This is a genomic window from Bacillus sp. FSL M7-1020 (assembly GCF_038050415.1).
GTDB lineage: Bacteria > Bacillota > Bacilli > Bacillales > Bacillaceae_G > Bacillus_A > Bacillus_A toyonensis.
The window spans coordinates 255,401-274,097 of record NZ_JBBOTW010000002.1; the positions used below are offsets into that span (position 1 = coordinate 255,401).

General features: G+C 34.1%; 10 protein-coding genes and 3 pseudogenes. All 13 read right to left on the minus strand.

Features of this window, described 5'->3' with window-relative positions; genetic code table 11:
• Nucleotides 1-483: 483 nt before the first annotated feature.
• The 13 genes and pseudogenes from MHB70_RS27915 to MHB70_RS27975 all read right to left on the minus strand — a co-directional run bounded on the left by MHB70_RS27915 (nt 484) and on the right by MHB70_RS27975 (nt 16,773).
• A complete protein-coding gene (locus MHB70_RS27915) occupies nt 484-1,200 on the minus strand; it encodes a hypothetical protein (RefSeq protein ID WP_061530272.1) in 717 nt (238 codons plus the stop codon).
• 190 nt (nt 1,201-1,390) lie between these two features.
• Entirely contained in the window at nt 1,391-1,546 is a 156-nt protein-coding gene (locus MHB70_RS27920) for a hypothetical protein (RefSeq protein WP_154698710.1), read from the minus strand.
• 313 nt (nt 1,547-1,859) lie between these two features.
• Nucleotides 1,860-2,456 carry a hypothetical protein gene (locus MHB70_RS27925; protein ID WP_061530271.1) on the minus strand — a complete coding sequence of 199 codons (597 nt, stop codon included), beginning with the start codon at nt 2,454-2,456 and terminating at the stop codon, nt 1,860-1,862.
• A gap of 51 nt (nt 2,457-2,507) precedes the next feature.
• Nucleotides 2,508-3,116, minus strand: a pseudogene (locus MHB70_RS27930) (C40 family peptidase); the annotation flags it as partial.
• Nucleotides 3,117-3,224: 108 nt separating this feature from the next.
• Complete coding sequence (gene ltrA, locus MHB70_RS27935) at nt 3,225-5,006, minus strand: group II intron reverse transcriptase/maturase (RefSeq protein WP_061530269.1); 1,782 nt, start codon at nt 5,004-5,006, stop codon at nt 3,225-3,227.
• A gap of 779 nt (nt 5,007-5,785) precedes the next feature.
• Nucleotides 5,786-6,415, minus strand: a pseudogene (locus MHB70_RS27940) (lysozyme family protein); the annotation flags it as partial.
• Nucleotides 6,416-6,795: 380 nt separating this feature from the next.
• Nucleotides 6,796-9,101 (minus strand): annotated as a pseudogene (locus tag MHB70_RS27945) (CD3337/EF1877 family mobilome membrane protein).
• 32 nt (nt 9,102-9,133) lie between these two features.
• Nucleotides 9,134-9,616, minus strand: coding sequence for a hypothetical protein (locus MHB70_RS27950; protein WP_061530268.1), 483 nt, complete (start codon nt 9,614-9,616; stop codon nt 9,134-9,136).
• 1 nt (nt 9,617) lies between these two features.
• Entirely contained in the window at nt 9,618-12,158 is a 2,541-nt protein-coding gene (locus MHB70_RS27955) for an ATP-binding protein (protein ID WP_061530267.1), read from the minus strand.
• Between the two features lie 59 nt (nt 12,159-12,217).
• Nucleotides 12,218-12,622 (minus strand): TcpE family conjugal transfer membrane protein, encoded by a 405-nt coding sequence (locus tag MHB70_RS27960; protein ID WP_000192365.1) that lies wholly within the window; start codon nt 12,620-12,622, stop codon nt 12,218-12,220.
• Nucleotides 12,623-12,663: 41 nt separating this feature from the next.
• On the minus strand, nt 12,664-12,954 hold the full coding sequence (locus MHB70_RS27965) for a hypothetical protein (RefSeq protein WP_061530266.1): 291 nt from the start codon (nt 12,952-12,954) through the stop codon (nt 12,664-12,666).
• A 2-nt stretch (nt 12,955-12,956) separates the two neighbouring features.
• Nucleotides 12,957-14,063: a conjugal transfer protein gene (locus tag MHB70_RS27970; protein WP_061530265.1), complete on the minus strand. Its 1,107-nt coding sequence runs from the start codon at nt 14,061-14,063 to the stop codon at nt 12,957-12,959.
• Between the two features lie 1,000 nt (nt 14,064-15,063).
• Entirely contained in the window at nt 15,064-16,773 is a 1,710-nt protein-coding gene (locus MHB70_RS27975; RefSeq protein ID WP_061530264.1) for a hypothetical protein, read from the minus strand.
• Between the last annotated feature and the right edge of the window lie 1,924 nt (nt 16,774-18,697).

Genomic DNA, 18,697 nt, shown 5'->3' on the forward strand with positions numbered 1-18,697 from the left:
AAAATATCTCCTCTCCCTCATTCAATATTTAAAAATCCCAAAATAATACTTCTACTAGAATTATTGTTACTTTTAATTGAGAAACTAAGTTTTTTGGAAATATTCCCTAAGTTTTTTCATTGTTTTTATATTTGACCTTCCACTTATTTTATTTATAAGAATTAACGTTAAAATAGTTATATATTTAATCAATTAAATTCTTATCTAAAATTACTTCTATATGAAAAAAATCTTTTTGTTGTTTTGAATTTTTAATTGCGCGCAAAGAAATATACATATACTCCTTTACGAAAAAAGGGTATTAGAACAAAAATCAGAAGATGGTTCACTTTATTTAGTGTTTCCTATTGATATGTCCCACAAATATATGGGTTTTATTGGAAATAATTCGGACCGAAAGAGTTTCTTGAGGCTGTGATTCACATGCAATAAATACAACTTAATGCAACAAAAAAAGCACCTACACAGGTACTTTCCAAATATCTATCCATTAAATTTATTAGATAAATCTTCCTTCTCTTTTAATTGATCAATACATATATCAATTGTCTCTTGCATTATTCTCACCCTAGTTTTATCACTTTGACTCATAAGAGGTGCAATTATAGCCCCTATACTACAAAATAAAAACATAGCACCTAATCCATAATAGAATGTCTCAGAGAGCCCTTTTCCCATGTTTGGTAGAAGATTTTCTGTAATACCTTTAATTTTCCCTGTTACTAATATACTTGCAAAAGAAGATGATAATATTGACATAACAAAAGTTTGAAATACTACTACCATATTATCCTTTTCCACCACATTTAAATAAGCTTTATACCTTTTTAATTTATCCCTATCGTTATAAAAATATCGTTTTATTTTATTTTCTAATTCTTCCATGTTATAAGTAATATCTTTTGAAGACTTAGAATTCCCTATTATTCCTTGGAACTCTTTTTCTACGTCTTGTATCCCACCTGTCCATGTATATAACCCTATTTTTTTTCTTTTTGAAGATTTGTTACCCATCCACCTAAATATCTTCCCTATTACAATTGATAGTATTATATTTACAAAAAGACCTAAAAGAAAAAATAAAATCACCCTAATATAATCAGCTATATTACCTATGTGCTCTCTTACAATATCCATAAAAGCAGAGTATACTATAAATACCGTAAATAACAATAATGTTATTGTATAAAACTTTTTCATTATCTATATCCACCTCTAATACACCATTAAATATAATATCCTAATATAAGGTATCATAAATTGTAACGTTTAATCAATTATTCTTAGAAATATATTTCCCACAATTCCAACGGTATCCCTTGTTTTGATTGCGTTCTCCTTTTTCTTCACAAAAAAATAAAATCCTTAGATATTTAAGACCTTTGTGCACTTATCCTATGTATGTTCTCAAAGCCTTTTTCTCTATCCATGCCCCTAATCTATTTTTCCCAGAACCACTTGCTCCAACTATAATAAATGCGTTGTTTTCTAATTCTTCGATTCTAACCTGATTATTTTCTTCAGATAATTTGAATCTATAACTCATTCTTCCCACCCCTTAGAATTAATTTCATTTTTAAAATTAAAATAAATTACTAAAATCGTTTTAGTTTAAAGTTACTTATAATACAGTTTATCTTTCTCAATTTAAGACCAATAATTATTGAATAAAATATATCTCATATTTTTTTAAACTAATCTATTGTAAATTAAATAACATTGTATTTAATCATTACAAATAGGTCATAACAATGTTATTTATCATTCATATAAATTACTAAAAAGCAAAAAAATCCCTTATTTAAAATAACAAGGGGATTTTTTTCTATTACGCTACCATTTCGTGTACAGTTTCCCGTTTACGGCATACGATCTTTTAAATCTGCTAAAGGTATAAGTTTGTCGACAAGCCATAACTTCTTATTTCCATCATAGATAAGGTTTATTTGCATTAATGACATATTATCAGATGAAACACCATTAACTGTAATTTTACTTTTCACTTTTGCTAATACATTTGCTTTGGTGGTATCCAAAATTGCATAATATAACTCGCCACCTGTGTATTCAGATTGAAAGGAAACTTTCTTCTTTTCCTTCTCATCTCCAGCACCAAGGGCAGATTGAGTTGGTCCACCTGGTGGTGTTAATTCTTTCTTTGCATTTGGTGTTATATATGCATCGATATTAGCAAGGTATGATTCGCCTTTACCCGTATCATAAGTACGGAAAGCTTTAAGAAATCGTTCTGCAGCTTCCTTTACTTGTTGTTGATTATTACTCTTTAGAGCTGACAATTCCTTTTTCGTATCGTTGTATTGTGCCCCCACCTTTTCCACTTTTTTCGTTAATTTTATATTATCAGTTTTAAGTTTTTCATTATCAGATTGATATTTTATTAAAAACCCTACACTAGCTATTAATAAAATTGCTATTATAATGGTGATTTTCTTCATGATTTACCTCCTTTTCGCAGTTTCATAAGTTGCTAGATGTTACATCCATTATTATCTAACTACACGACCATATCCCGCAAAATGCTGTTGAAAATATGGTCTACCTAAATCAGCATAGCCAATCGGATCGCCAGCATGATACATTGTATTATTTCCTACATAAATGCCAACATGCGTAATGTAGTTACTTGTAGCATAAGTACTATGGAAAAACACTAAATCTCCTGGCTTAGGATCTGTTATACGTTGGGTTTTATCCCATTGGGTTTGTGCAGTACCAAATAAATTAATACCAACTCTTGAATACGTATACTCAATAATTCCACTACAGTCAAATGACGTATTTGATGTTCGCCCTCCAAACACATATGGCCATCCTTGATACTTTAGTGCTTCTGCCATAATTGCTTGGAATACATCATCACCTAAAACGCTACCACCAGCAATTCCACCAGGGGTTTGACCAGGTTGATAGTATCTCATAATATGTGGGACATAGTCTGGATCACCATAACACCAATTATTAGCTACTGCCTCCGCACTTCGCCATGATGCACATCTATAACCATTTTTAGCTGATTGTTCTGCAGAAAATGCTCTTGCATTCTCGTGTGTATATCCACCTTTCGATACTGCATAGTTAGCGTATCCGGTTCCATATAGTGATAGGTAAGGATTTGAAGTTATCTTCACCTTTTCCCCCACTTCACACCGTACGTGAGAGTTTCCCCTCATACGGCGTTCCATCTGATTCGATTGACTTAACTTTTATATTAAAGAGAAGATAGGTGCTCGATTCGCAAGTATTCTTAGCTTATCGAACCTTTTCTTCTTTTCTTCTTCTATTTCATAGTTGGCTAAGATGGATTTTGCCTTCTCTGAATCATCATGATGAATTGCGACATGTATATCTTCTAGCACAATTATCAGGTTTTCATAGTCGTCTTTCCCGCCAAATTCCAACGGAATTTTATGGTGGCAGTGCCAACTAATTAGACCCAATTCCTGTTTAGTAATTGCACATCTTCCATACTGTGCTACAAATTTTGAAATACGATTGTCGTTATATTCTACGGTTCGATGATTCATATAAAATCGTTGCACATGTCTAAGTGTTTCTTTATCAATAGCTTTCAAGGTATCGTGAATTTTCGCCCTACCTTCTTCGGTATAATTTGAAATAGATTGGGTAAAATTCCTTGCTGATTTATGCTTTTGTGCGTGAATCGGGATTAGTACAATATCTTGAATTTTATAGAGTTTCGGATTATAGTTCCGATACCTTTTTCTCAAAGTGGATGACATATCGTGCTTAGTGGCTCTTTTCCAATCTCGCCTCAGTCGGTTATAGAGTGTTCTTATGAGATGGCAACTCATTTGGTCTAAATCTTTATTAATATGGGTTGCAGCCGCATAATAATTTTGTATGCCCATCACAACTGTGTTGTAATGCCATACTGCCTCTGGCGTCTGCTTCTTACTTATTTTCTTGATGGATTCCTTCAATTTTCCGTAGGCATTTTCTCTGGCTTTCTGACACATCCTGCTATGAGCAACATGCCGATTTCTCTTTTTCCGTGCCTTAATAGTGAATCCCAAGAAGTCACTAGACTTCTTCTGCAAGTTAACAATTTGGGATTTCTCAGTGCTAATTTCAAGCTGTAGCCGCGTTTTGAGAAAATCTTTTGTCGCTTCAAACATCTTAAGAGCCGTGGAGTAGTTACGACATAATATTTTGAAATCATCTGCATATCTAATGAGAAAGCATTCCTTCAAATTACTTTTCTTTAATGCTCTATACTTATCTTGTCTCGCCACATATGAATGTTTAGTCTCTATGGTCTCCCATTGGTCACTAATCCACCAATCTAACTCGTTTAAAACCACGTTAGAAAGAAGAGGACTTAAAATGCCTCCTTGCGGAGTCCCCTTATTCGGGAAACCTTCATTAATGATCTCTGCTTTTAACAAACTTGAAATGATAGAAAGTAATTTTTTATCTCTTATACCCATGTTCCATAGCTGTTTCATGAGCTTTCCGTGATTTACATTGTCAAAGAATCCTTTGATATCTATGTCCACACAGTAGTGAAAACCTCTTCCTTGACTGTTCACCAAAGATTTCACTCTTGCTAATGCATGATGTGTACTTCGGTTTGGACGGAACCCATAACTATGAGCATGAAACTTTGCTTCACATATAGGTTCAAGGATTTGTAAGATACACTGTTGAAATAGTCTATCCCATATTGTTGGTATTCCAAGAGGTCTCTTTTTACCATTAGGTTTCGGTATAAAAACTCGCCTAACCGCTTGTGGTTTGTACCAAGAGAACATTGATTTAACCTGTTCTATCACTTCATCTGTTAAAAGCAATTTTATGTCGTTGATGGTCATTCCATCGACTCCAGCTGTTACACTCCCCATATTTCTTTTAATGTTTCGATATGCCAATTTGATATTTTCATCCATCGTCATAAGCTCTGTTAGCTTATAAAAGTTGTCTCCATTTCGACTTTGCTGATATAGGCCGTCCAGAATGGACTGCATATCATAGTATTCAGCGTGTCTAAGCTTCGCAGTTTTCTTTATAAGTTGGTGCTCCTTTCAGAGTTAACCTTTTTAGTCTCACAAGAACCTTATAATTCGACTGATTCACTTTATAAAATGGTTGGTCAATCTTCTATCAGACTAATGGCTATCCCTCCATGATGTTTCCATCATTTCATAGGTACTGTGCCATCACTCTTACCACCATAAATAAAGGTTATATGTACGCTAATCTCACGAACATTTTCCCTTTAAACATTTCACCAAAGATAAGTTCTCCATGTTGGTGGCTTTCCACGTTCCACTACTTCTATCTATTCATGACACTTTTAGGGCTCTCCTTTAAGCCTGTTGACTCGATGTCGCCTATAACGACATATGGGTTTTCATAACAACTATTCTTACTTACCCACATCAACGCCACGACCGTGGCACACACATTTCTATGTGTTATGCGTTCTAGACCCGTACATTCGGAGATTCGTCAGATTCTGCCTACCGATAGTTTTTATGAATCCATTCTACCCATGAGTGTTTTATAGACTCCCGACCTATAGGCTACATCATCCACCTCTGGACAACTTTCGTAGTACTTACGTACTTTACGATAGCTCTCAGCCGACTTTACCGAGCTTCATACACTTACAGTTCTTATCCACTGCATCATGCATGTCGGAGTATCAGAGGAAGCCCTTCCAGGCGTTACCCTTTCATTTGACTTCTCGAAATAGTAGTTCTCCTGATTTTGTATCAGTGCTTAACCTTTTCAGTTAAGAACGTGTCGCACAGTTATAACATTGTAATGTAGTATTTTGATTACCATTTGATTTTTTATGACAATCAGCAAAATGCATTAAACCATATTTTATACTTTCCTCTGGATCAGTAAAATACCCCGGAGGATACCCTTGTGATTCTGAACTTTGCATAACATCCAATTGTGTTCCAGAACTTTCTTGTTGAATAAGAGCTAATATTAATGGAGTCATTGCTTCTATGCCATGTTGCGCCGCATATTTCCTTACCAATGGCTCCCATCTCATTACTTCAGGACTGACACTTGCAGTACCCGGTGCAAAAGGACCACTAATTCCCCCAGGACTGACTTCATCTTCACTCATTGTGGCAGTTAATAAAAATATCACTATACCTAAGCCTAAAACAACAGCCATAATAACACCGGCAACTATTAATAACGGCTTTGCAACAGCAACTGTAGCTGCCTTCTGTGCTACTTTTACTGCTACTTTCTTCCCTACTTGTGCAACTGCTTTACCCGCTACTTTTGTTCCTTTACCAGCCATCTTCCCTAAAGAATGGCCTGCCTTTTTCAAGGCAGGCTTAACATTCCCTAGTTCAGCTTCAGGATGGTGTTCATTTTCAAAGTCGCGATTTGGTTCCGCACTCAATGTATAAACCCTCCCTCACGAGCTGAATTTTTTTGTTTTTTGGTTTCTTTTGCTTTTATATTTTTTAACGTATTCCCTGAAAGAATTCTCCTCCCTCAAGCGTGTGAAAGGCGTAGCCCAACGATAAGTGGGAGATGAAATTCGGTTTGGCATAGCCAAAAACTTTTGATAAACTAACCATATGAAGTTCTTTGATAACTTGATATAGAAGGTTGCGGGAAGAAAATAGAGTGCGAAAAACAAGCCATTCGGTTCCTGCGTAAAATATCAACCGTACCAAAAGAGCGTCCATACGTTGGACATCTAGGGGGGGAACACCCCGAAGTAACGCTCAGGGAAACGAAAGGTTACTTTCTTCGCGGAACTGAGAAGCTCCCACTTCAAGCTTTGCTAAGTGGCGCGTAGTTCACGGCTTCTTGTTGTGTTTGTACTTTCGATCAACTTTTTTAATTACTGCCCCTTCTTTTACATGTTGTTGATTATTCACTTTGGGAACATTTTTAGTTTGTTGTTGATTAACTGGTTTTACCTCTACTGGTTTTTGTGGTGTACTCACCTGGGAAGTAGTGACTGGCTTACTCTCTATTGGGTTCGCTGGTAATTGTGTTGTTCCTGACTGTGGTGCTGTAATTGGTTTGCTCTCCATCGGATTAGCTGGTACTGGTGTTGTTCCTGACTGTGGTGTTGTAATTGGTTTGCTCTCCATCGGATTAGCTGGTACTGGTGTTGTTCCTGACTGTGGTGTTGTAATTGATTTGCTCTCCATCGGATTAGCTGGTACTGGTGTCGTTCCTGACTGTGGTTTTATAATTGGTTTATCATCCGTTGACTTAGTTTGACCCGTTGGTGTTTTAATTGCCGCTACTGGTTTTACTTCCGCTTTTACATCTTCTTGCTTATTCTCGAGACCACCATTATTTTGAGTCGCTGCCGGTCTGATTTGGGCTTTTACATCTTCTTCTTTATCTTTTAATTCTGCTTGTTGTACTTCAGGATTATTATCTTGAGATTTCTCCCTTACTGCTAATTCTGTATTTTCTTTAGTTGCGGCTACTTCTTCCTGAATCCTTTCTTGCTCCTGTTTTCCTTTTCTATCGCGAACACCTAAGTTTTCTTCTTTTTTCATTTGATTAATATTTTTTTCTTTTTCTGCTTGCATTTGCTCTTTTTCCTTACGCTTACCATCTGCTACCTTTTCTTTTCTATCAGCATAGTTTTCTTTCAACTGTTTAAACTTACTATAACCTGATTTACCCATTTTCCCGGCCATTGCCGCACTTGCAACACCCGCGGCACCAGCTACTGCTACACCTCTTCCAACTGTCTTAGATCCACGTCTAACATCACGATATTTCTGCCTAATATTACTCATAGCATCTGATGCTCGGGCTGCTCCTGCACTTGCTGGTACTGTAGTAATAGCATCAAAAATTGTTTTACGGTACAACCAAACACCCAAGAATGAAAGTATTTGTAGTATAGCTACAACTAAGTATCCATACTTATCAGTTGCGCTAAACAAGATTGAAGAAACCCAAAACATTAAAGTGATAAGAAAGCCAATTGCAACTTTCATAAGTAGCGTTCGGAACAATTCAGATAAAAATCTCTTAGCTGTCCCAGTCCATGCAGGTACTAAAGCCATCAATAACATTACTGGTGACATCAGCGCTACGATGATAAACATTAATTGATAAAATAACATCGCCATACTACATAAGCCTAAGACAACCCATAAAGGTCCATTGATTAAGAAAAGTAGTAATACTAAAGCGCCACGCTCAAAAGTAGCATCTAAAGTTAATATCGTATTTTTCTTCTGCTCTACTTCCTCTTTTAATAGCTCCTGCCTTTCATCTGGTGCTGTTGTTGTTAACATTTTCTTAATTCTTTCATCACCGATTTTCTTCATATCTGTTGTACCAAACTGTAATAATGTATAAGGTTGTTTGATTAATAGGGTGTGTGTTAAATCAGTGATGGAATCGACACCGCTTGAATATCCTTCACTTGCTCCACTAATACTTTGTGTTGAATCAAGAACAGTTTTATTTACTTGTTCTGAAAAAGTGTTCAATCCTTTGATAATATAACTTGAATTTGCGAAAAAACCTAAAGTAAAAACTAAAATACCTAATGCTTTTAACAATCCTCCTAGCATATCTGACTGGCGTCGTTGTACAAAACCTACCCAGATAACCCAGCAAGCTAATAAAGCTAACATGAGTCCAATTAATTCACTATATATTCCATTACCCCAAGAACCATTGAACCCTGCTGCTTTAGATATTACATCACCTAATTTATCTCCTACATCAGCTACAATATTGAGACTCATAGATTGGCCGACCATACTTGTAACAAAAGTACTAATTCCAAGATTAATGGTCCATCCAATACTTATAAGACTAAATAATACAGCAACCATTTGTTCTTTAACTTTATCCCCCCATTTCCAGAACTTAAGGGATTCACCAAATCCACCTTCTGGTGTATAAATATCAATTCCATAACTACTTGGAGGGTGTTCTTCGAATTTTAATTTTTCTTTATTCTTAGGAATAATATCATCTAAAAGAGATGGTCTGGATTCCTCATCTGCATATACTGGTGCAGCTTTAAAAAGTAAATTAAATGCTAAAATCAAAGTACAAATTAATAACAATAGGGTAATAAACTTTTTCATTACATGTTACTCCCCCTTTTATGGGAAACCTATTAATTTTTCGAACTAAACTCATTTGTCGGTTTAGTATTTGCTACTTCATCGATTTCATTTCGATAAGGGGCAGCATAACTTCGAACTTTGAAACCATCTTCTGTACGAACTACTCTTACCCATTTCACTGCTTTATCGATATTTTTAGGGGGCTTCTTTGAAATAAAGTTATACATAATTGTATCCTTATCTACCACATACTCTTTTACTGTATAATCTTTGTAAGATAAATTATTTTGTGGTCCTTGATTCGGATCTAAAATTTTATTTTTATCTCCATCGACGATAAGTTTTCTAATTGTTTTATTATCATGTTGTAAGTCGGCCTTTACAAAATCCAACATCATTTCTCTAGGAGTGTGCCCCTGTTTATCTTTTTCTTCTCCTACATTTGTTTCGCTATTTCCACATGCTGCACTCAGGAAAAGAGTACCTACACATAGACTTGTTAGCATGATTTTTTTGAATTTAGTTTTTAACATATTAACTCACTCCTACATTTATTTTTTCTCCCCCTTCTTCGACAAAGGTTGCATTAACTTCCTGCCTTTCATCATCATTTGACTTTCTATAATTCTTTCTTGCATTTGGTCTTGTATCAAATGCATCGTATAAATCTTTAAACACTACATCCATTGTGACAACACCTGTTCTTCCTTGGATATCTTGGAATAAGCATTGTCCTGTTTCTAAATTAGTAACAATCGCATGATTTTCCTCATTATCAGGTAATCCAAAGAAATCTAAGATTGAAGAAATCTCTTTACTGTCTGTGTTACGGAATGAGAACTTCATACCGATATTATTCTTAAATGTCTCATCTCCAAGGTCACTTGCACTTTGAGTTGCAAAGTATACTGCAGAGTTTAAAGCACGACCTTCACGAACTAGTTTACGAGCTAACTCTCGCCCTTGAGAAGTTCCCATGATTGCCCATGCTTCATCTAATAGAACAATTTTGAATTTAGTAGGGTCCTTTTGAAAGAATTTTCTTGCAAAGGAAGATAGAGACATCAGCATACTAACTGATAAATTTTCCTGTAAGGTATAATCTTTTGGATCTTTTTGAATATCTGGCATGTCAAGATGTTGAATTTGTATGATATTTACTGCTGTATCAAGTTCAATATCTCTATTTGTTCCATCACCAAAGATTAAGTGTGCAAATGATAAATTCTCAAATGCTTGAATGTGTGCGGCTAATTGTTGATCCACTTTATCCTCACTATCTTCAAGATATTGAGATACAGCTGTTAAGCACGGCTCTTCCATTCCTGCTACAAATTCTACAGCTGAAGCCAAGCGCGGGAATTTTTCCGAGTTATCAGGTTTAATACCTGTAATGAAAGTAAGAATTGTCATTGCTAACTCAATTGCATCTTTCCGACTATGTTTATGAATGATAAATGGGTCTAGTTTCCCTTCATCTCGTCTATCAGTCCCTAGTGTAATTACGTTTACTTTACCTTCTAGACCGTGTAAATCTTCTGTCCAGTTTCCCCTCTCACCTTTTGGATCGACTATCAGTGTTTGAGCTCCTCCAAGTACGGCTAGGTAAACAATTAAGTTCGTTCCAAATGATTTACCGGAACCAGTACTTCCTGTTACTGCAACTGAAAGTGCGCTTGTTTTTTGATTTGCAACGGTATTTGTCGCTGCGAGAGAAGGTGTCATATAAACTGCTTTGTTTAAAATACCAGTTGTACCTATATAAAATCCGATATTATCACCTAAATCTTGTGTTGCACCAAACATACCGGCTGCTAGAACTCCAGGCTCCATAAAGTGTATATAATCATTTACATATCTTCTTGAACCAGGTATAAATTCATTAAACAGCAGGAACTGATCTCCATACGGCCTTACTAGTTCAATCATCATCTCTCTATAAATAGAAATAAGTGAATTTGTATTTCGACGCATTGTGTCTAGATCTTCAGCACATATACAGAAAGATACTGATGTCTTAACTAGTGGCATACGTGTCTTTTGTATAAGGGCTTGTAGCTCAGTAGCTTCCTGAACACCCTCATACACGTTTAGTCCAACAGTTTGTGCATTTTCTCTTGCATGTGCCTCTTGATCTTCTAAATCTTTTTTCTTTTTATTTAGTTTAGATAGAGCTTTGCGATGGTTAATATTTTCAGTGTGAACACTCAGTTCAATTGGAAAATCGATATTTTGAATCATATACATCCATTCTTGGTCTGGAAACTCCATCGTATATGGGATTTTAGAAGCCGATAAAAAGCTCATATATGCTGGATATTCTAACCCGTCGGTACCAATTTGAGACATTTCAATATGTCTTCCTTTAACATCAAATTCTGCCTCTGATAAACGTAATAAGCTTTCTTGATTTGGTATGATTGCAGAGTCGTCATTTTGTACGGGAGGTGTCCATCCAGCAGTTACTGGCGCCTCTAATGTGCGATAGAAGTTTCTTAATATAACCCATTGCGTTTCATTAGTTTCTAGAGCCCTTACAGCCAAATGTTTTCTTATTTTATTTTTAAAAGCGCTAGCTTCTCTTTTAAACATCTCCAAATCAGTTTTTAGTATTTTGGTATCACCAAGTAACCCAAACTGTTCTGCAGTGTTTTTAAAGGTATGAAATGCTGTATACAACATTTCTTTAAACCCTTCTTGTATGTGTCTTACCTTTAATTTCACGCCAATAAAATATCGGTACTCTACTGCATTTTTACCAAATTTTCGTTCTAGCTCATGTACCACATCATCTGTATGATCAATTGCAAGTTCTTTTAATTCACCGCTTACTGTTTCTTTGAATTCATCTGCTTTTTCTTGGAAGTTCTGATAAACAGGAATCATTAAGAGGTGCTTTTCTTCATCAAAATTCCAAAACAAGCCAAGTTGGCGCATGAATAAGGTATTTTTATCATCATCTCCTCGGAATTCATATGGTATTCCGTATGCCTCGTAATACGCCCAGCAAGAGCCATCTTGATTAAAAATCAAATTTTCGTGAAAGTATTTGACTGGAAATTCAACCTGATTCATTTTACCCTCCTTAGAGAAGAATATGAGACTAAAATAATTCTTCCGTATAGATTAATTAGCTACTTATTATTGATTGAATCATCCTTGAATCGTATTAAGGTTTTATATTGATAGTTTCCAATATTACCAGTTGTATCTTTATAGCGGCTAATCTTCTTACTTTCGAACATAAACACGAAAAATCGAAATAAAAATTTATGCGGGCTTTTTCCATCCAATTCTACATTGCCAAAGAAGTATGCTATTCCACCTGGTAATATTAAATATTTTAAAAACACATTATTTCCTAAAGGTAAAAACTGATCTAGAATTAAAATTAAAAGTAAAGATCCAACAAAGAAGCCCAACTGTCTATAAGGAACTGGGAAAGGGAGAGTTAAGTCCCTTATCCCGTATAAACTCTTAGGAATATCCCATATCGAGTTGTATGTCCTAACTTCTTTACGAGTCGGCTTTTGAGTCATTTCTACCAACCCCTTTAATATTTTTAGAGATTTTTAATTTATCACTTGAATACTAAATTATATAACTTTGTGCCAAGATCTTTGAAAACGTCTGGTGAGAATACAAAAACTGATAATAGTGCACAAACAATTATCCAACCAAGTAAACCAGCCATTTGTCGTTTAACTGCAAAGACGATTACTCCAATAAGTGCTACAACTAAAAAGATAGGACCCAATTGAGCTACTAACCAGTTTTTAATATTTACTCCAAAATTTATATTACCTAGAACAGCTGCATCTGTAATAGCAGGTAATTGGTGAGCAACCATACCTAATCCCAAAAGCTCCATAATTATTTACCCTCCACTTTCTCTAATGTGTTTTCAAATTTTTTCATAGAGCTAATTGAAAACTTATTATCTTTATTTACTAGATTTAAATCATATGTGTATGTGTACTCTAAGCTGCTATCGTTGTCTTTTAATTTGGCATCAACTAAGACTCTGTACCTTTTATCCTTATCTTCATAAATCCGCAAATTTTCTAATTTGCTAAATGTCATAATACCTTTTAGTCCATTTGTTATATTACTTTTTTCAAAGTAGTAAGCAATTTCTTCTGGTGTTCCTTCTGTATATACTTTAAATACAGATTGTAAAAATTGTTCTACTTTTTTTATTTCTGCATCTGTATTAATTTCTTGTCCTTCTGATTTAAATGTAGCCACTTTATACGATGCCTTTTCTCTCTCTCCATGAACGATTGTAGGATTGTCAGGAATCACCATCTTCCCTTTCTCCATTAAGATTGGAATAGAGAAGTACCTTGTCACTTCTTTAGGTTCTTTTGGTGTATCTGGGGCTTGAGTCGTTCCAGGAGCTGGATTATTTACAGGTTCTAGTTTTTGAATGATTTTCAATGTAACTTCTGCTTCATTTCCTTTTTGACGAACCTCTACAGCTTCTGACTTAACTAACGTACTAGAAGCATTTTTTAAAGTATCTCTATTTAATCCTCCTTGCTCATCGGATCCTTCAACTAAATATTTTTCTAATCGTTTTTTCCGTGTTTCAGCTACATTCATATCAACCTTCCAGTTAAAATAATCAGCGGCAAAACTATTGGCATATGCAATTAATTCTGCTTCCGACATCTTAACTTTTACGGCTTCCTCCTTCTTTTCTTGAACAGCTACTGCTCTAGGAGGACCGGCAAGTTGGATAAATGAAAGAGAGCTTCCTGCAAACACGAATCCCATTACACACCAAAATGTAACCTTACCTACTTTTCTTCCTGTTATAACTGGAACTTTCTCCCTTGTTTTACGTGTCTTCTTTTCTTTAAGTGCTTCTGAATTTTCTTGTTGCATATCTAATAGTTCAGTTGTTTTATTCTTTGCCTTTTTAAAGAATGTAAATTTCTTTTTTTCGGCGTTTTTCTGGGATTTCTTTTTTACCATGTCTTCACCTCTCTTTTTAAATGGTTAGGAGATTACAAGGTTCATTGTAATTTCCACTAATTAACTATCTACTTTAAGTATGATTTACTTTTTTCGGAAATCTAAGAGAAATAAAAAAAATTATGTTTTATATCAAATTTTTTTCAGGAAGATTAAACCTAAATATAATGTTTATTAAAGTACATAAAAAAACCAATTCCATTAAGAAATGAAATTGGTTTTACACAGGGTCTATTCTCTATAGTAAGTATTACACAATATAAAAACCTAATATAATATATATCTTTAATATATATAAAGAAAAAAGATAATACTTTTATACAGAGAAAAAATCGTCTTAAAACATTGCTGTGCTAAGGGTTCATCATTACTCTAGCCGTAAAAAATCATAAAAAGTAAATACTGGGAACGTACTTAATGAGCTGGATGATGATTAAAAACTACAAAATATCGTAAAGTAGGTATATAAAAACTACATATAATCATCGTTAATTTGATGCGAGTGAATGAATAAATAATAAATACAAATTTTGCTGATTTATGAACAAGCTTTCCACATTTCTTAAAAACTACACACAATTTATTAACAAATTGGTCAAAGTTAGGAACAGAATCCACTTTTTAAACATAACTAACAGAAGTTTTTCTGATTTTAAGTAGATTTAGAGCTAGAACATGATAAAAACAGTACTTAAGGCTTTATGTTATACACATCAAGTCAAAATTATTAAGATATCAACAGAATTATAAAAAATATTTATGCTTTTTTGTAGATGAAATGACACAAAAGGATTGAAAATTCAGATTTAATAACTCAGAAATTGTGAATATCTCATTTTGATTTACATGCAATGTATGTAATTGCATAAAAAATAGAGAGGCGTGATCATTAAAATTGAAAACTTTCTCTCTGTTTTGTTTGAAGTAATGCATTTCATAGGGTATCTTCAACACGAATAGCCCTCCACTTTTGTTTTTTCAAAAATAGAGAGCTGTATCTTTACATTGCTGGAAGCAGCTGATCAACTGAATGTGGTGTTTCACTTGTTGAACGGTAGTATGCTTCTAAGGACTGTAGAAACTGAATTAAATCAAAGTCTTCAGGGACCTCAATTACACGAATCTTTTCCTTCGACAATTTATCAACTTTTTCAATGAACAGTTCACGAATATCACTAGGCATGTTAGTTCCTTGATGCCCGCTAGACTTTAATAGTTCACGGATTTCAATTTCTAATGCTGTATATGCGTTAATATTTACTCCTTGCTCATAAGCATATTTTCTAAATAGTGATTCCTCTTGATACTGCATGTAATTACGATGGTAAGCATCTAAGGTTACAGGTACAGCATATTTCGCATGAAGCAGGTCATGCGCTTTACGGAATAGCTTTTGAACATTGCGTAAAGAGTATATAGCAAAATGAGTACCAAATTTAAAAATGGCCTCTTCTTGTTCATGTTTAGGTACATTGTGTGTAATTAAAGGATAAATACCAGTTTTAGCAGCTGTGTCTAATACACGATATTGAGAAGATTGCTTTAATAATTTACTTAGTGTATAAACAAGCTTTTTAGGATATCCTTCTTGTCGATCAATCATTTCTCGTAAGCCACGAACTACTTGGCGAATTTGACGATGACAAGAGTGTTTTAAAACGTTAATGAATTGGTTCATATCCTTTGCAAATTCAGCAATATTCATTTCCACTAACAGATTTTCAATGAATTTAACTTTACGCTTATATGTATCTCTTGGTGTAAAAGGATCACGGTATTCTGCTCCTTCTTCTTTTGCGCATAAGAAATCAGGATGTACAGATAAATGCAATGTTGTGTATTGCTTTTTATTCCTCTTCCCTTTTTCTAACTTGCAAATTTTAAATAAAGGAGATCCAGTAGCAGATAGCTTTGTTTCTAGTTCCTCAAGCACAGTACGAATCTGATGAGGGTATTTCTTATGTAAGTAACGATACATACCACCAAAGTGCGTTGAGTTTCCTTGTTCATCAACTTTGAATAAAGAACGTTTCAGGGTAGTTTCGCGTTTCTGCTGCATTGCTACATCCATGAATAGTTTCTTAGCTGCAATGGATAACTCAAAGAATTCTTTGGTAAATACTATCGGGCTAATAAATGTATATGCATTTGCTTTATTCGTTTCTTTATTCATGAAGTCAGTTAAGGTGATTTTATATTTACCACTGTACTCATTTTCAATTGTAATGATGTTATGGAAACTTAACTTCTTCAAAGCCACATAAAATTGCGAGTGGTGAATATGTGCAAATGCTTCTTTATAATTTTTATAATCTTCCCAAAGCATATGGATCGATACATGTGAAAGCTCACCATATGTATTACATTTTTTATGAAGAAATAGAAATACTTCTAGATCAGCATTTGTAATACCATATAGCTTATGTTTTCTGCCCTCATTTTTATCAAATCCACTTACTTTATCTACAAACTTTTTCATTTTCAGTGAAAAAGATGGCTTTGCTTGTTCAACAAATCCCTCTTCATCTGCAATTCGTTCCTCATAGGACATTGAATTCACAATGTCTTCTAGATAGGTATCTTTAAAACTGTAATACTTACCTTCCAAAGCTTCTACTAACTTTTGCCATGATTTAATTGTTACAATTACTGGTGTTGTTGTTTCACCATTCAAACTACGTTTGTTCTTTATAACGAAAGGTTTTGCCATCTTTTTCACCTCCTTTTATGTTAAGTTGCAGTTTTCCCCACAATTAGATATAGAATTTCATTTTTGATTATATCAAATCGAATACTGGTGAAATTTGTCCCTTTAAGAGGAAAAACCCAAAAATGAAACGTGCCTCAATCCCTTGTGCGACAAGGGGTTTGACGTTTCATGAAAAAAAGTTTGTTGCCACCATAGGGCTATGAAGTTTTTTAAATATGAAACGTAGTATGTAGTGAGATAAATCTTTCTAAACCATTGATTTTATAGGGTTTTATGCTAATTTTGTTTTAAAGTTGTAGCCATCATATAGCTATAACGTTTCATGTTTTTGATTGACTGAGAAATTTCTGTAGATTCCATATAAACACTGATATATATGGAGTTATAACTGTTTTTAAATGAAAAATTGTAGCCATCATACCGCTATAAACGTTTCATTTCGTTTCATGTTTCCTGCCGTCATATAGCTATAACGTTTCATGTTTTTAAAACAAGTTATATTTTATTGAAAGTTGCTGTAACCCTTGGTATATATAGATTTGTTTGAAGTTTTAAGGTGAAAGTTGTAGCCATCATATAGCTATAATGATTTTATTATGTTTTCTTTCATAATTAAAGAAATGGCTTTATATCAACGTTTATTAGTAAATTACATAGAATAAAAATTTTTTTAGTCGAATGATTTTCGGGATATTCTCGTTTCATTTTTTAAAAGTTGTAGCCATCATATAGCTATAACGTTTCATAAATTACGAAATTATAACCACAATATAGCTATTCATTATTATAAGTAAGAAGTAATAGCCATGATAAGGCTACATAGTTTCAAGTAAGAAGTAATAGCCACGATAAGGCTATGTAGTTTCAAGTAAGAGGTAACAGCCATGATAAAGCTATACAGTTTCAAATAAGAAGCAATAACCATGATGAAGCTATGTAGTTTCAAATAAGAAGTAATAGCCATGATAAGGCTATGTAGTTTCAAATAAGAGTTTATAGCCCCGATAAGGCTATGTAGTTTCAAATAAGAGCTTATGGCCCCGATAAAGCAATATAGTTTCAAATAAGGGTTTATAGGCCCGATAAAGCAATATAGTTTCAAGTAAGAAGTAATAGCCATGATAAGGGTACATAGTTTCAAGTAAGAAGTAACAGCCATGATAAGGGTACATAGTTTCAAGTAAGAAGTAATAGCCATGATAAGGGTACATAGTTTCAAGTAAGAAGTAATAGCCGTGATAAGGCTACATAGTTTCAAGTAAGAAGTAACAGCCATGATAAGGGTACATAGTTTCAAGTAAGAAGTAATAGCCATGATAAGGGTACATAGTTTCAAGTAAGAAGTAATAGCCGTGATAAGGCTATAGAGTTTCAAGTAAGAAGTAATAGCCGTGATAAGGCCATAGAGTTTCAAGTAAGAAGTAACAGCCATGATAAGGGTACATAGTTTCAAGTAAGAAGTAATAGTCGCGATAAGGCTATAATAGTGTCAAATAAGAGCTTATAGCCCTGATAAAGCTATATAATTTCAAATAAGAAGTAATAGCCGTGTTAAAGCTATGCAGTTTCAAGTAAGAAGTAATAGCCATGATAAGGCTACAAAGTTTCAAGTAAGAAGTAATAGCCATGATAAGGCTACAAAGTTTCAAGTAAGAAGTAACAGCCCTGATAAGGCTATATAATTTCAAATAAGAAGTAATAGCCATGATAAAGCAATATAGTTTCAAATAAGGGTTTATAGGCCCCGATAAAGCAATATAGTGTCAAATAAGAGTTTATAGCCCTGATAAGGCTATGTAGTTTCAAATAAGAGTTTATAGCCCCGATAAGGCTATGTAGTTTCAAATAAGAGTTTATAGCCCTGATAAGGCTATGTAGTTTTTCATCTAAATGGGAAAAATAAACGCATTTTGATTCAGTCATT

Excerpts from the sequence above, each read along its gene's own strand:
- MHB70_RS27955 (WP_061530267.1), bottom strand. The coding sequence starts at position 12,158 with ATGAATCAGGTTGAATTTCCAGTCAAATACTTTCACGAAAATTTGATT.
- MHB70_RS27965 (WP_061530266.1), bottom strand. The coding sequence starts at position 12,954 with ATGGAGCTTTTGGGATTAGGTATGGTTGCTCACCAATTACCTGCTATT.
- MHB70_RS27970 (WP_061530265.1), bottom strand. The coding sequence starts at position 14,063 with ATGGTAAAAAAGAAATCCCAGAAAAACGCCGAAAAAAAGAAATTTACA.
- MHB70_RS27975 (WP_061530264.1), bottom strand. The coding sequence starts at position 16,773 with ATGGCAAAACCTTTCGTTATAAAGAACAAACGTAGTTTGAATGGTGAA.
- MHB70_RS27960 (WP_000192365.1), bottom strand. The coding sequence starts at position 12,622 with ATGACTCAAAAGCCGACTCGTAAAGAAGTTAGGACATACAACTCGATA.
- ltrA (WP_061530269.1), bottom strand. The coding sequence starts at position 5,006 with ATGCAGTCCATTCTGGACGGCCTATATCAGCAAAGTCGAAATGGAGAC.
- MHB70_RS27920 (WP_154698710.1), bottom strand. The coding sequence starts at position 1,546 with ATGAGTTATAGATTCAAATTATCTGAAGAAAATAATCAGGTTAGAATC.
- MHB70_RS27915 (WP_061530272.1), bottom strand. The coding sequence starts at position 1,200 with ATGAAAAAGTTTTATACAATAACATTATTGTTATTTACGGTATTTATA.
- MHB70_RS27950 (WP_061530268.1), bottom strand. The coding sequence starts at position 9,616 with ATGTTAAAAACTAAATTCAAAAAAATCATGCTAACAAGTCTATGTGTA.
- MHB70_RS27925 (WP_061530271.1), bottom strand. The coding sequence starts at position 2,456 with ATGAAGAAAATCACCATTATAATAGCAATTTTATTAATAGCTAGTGTA.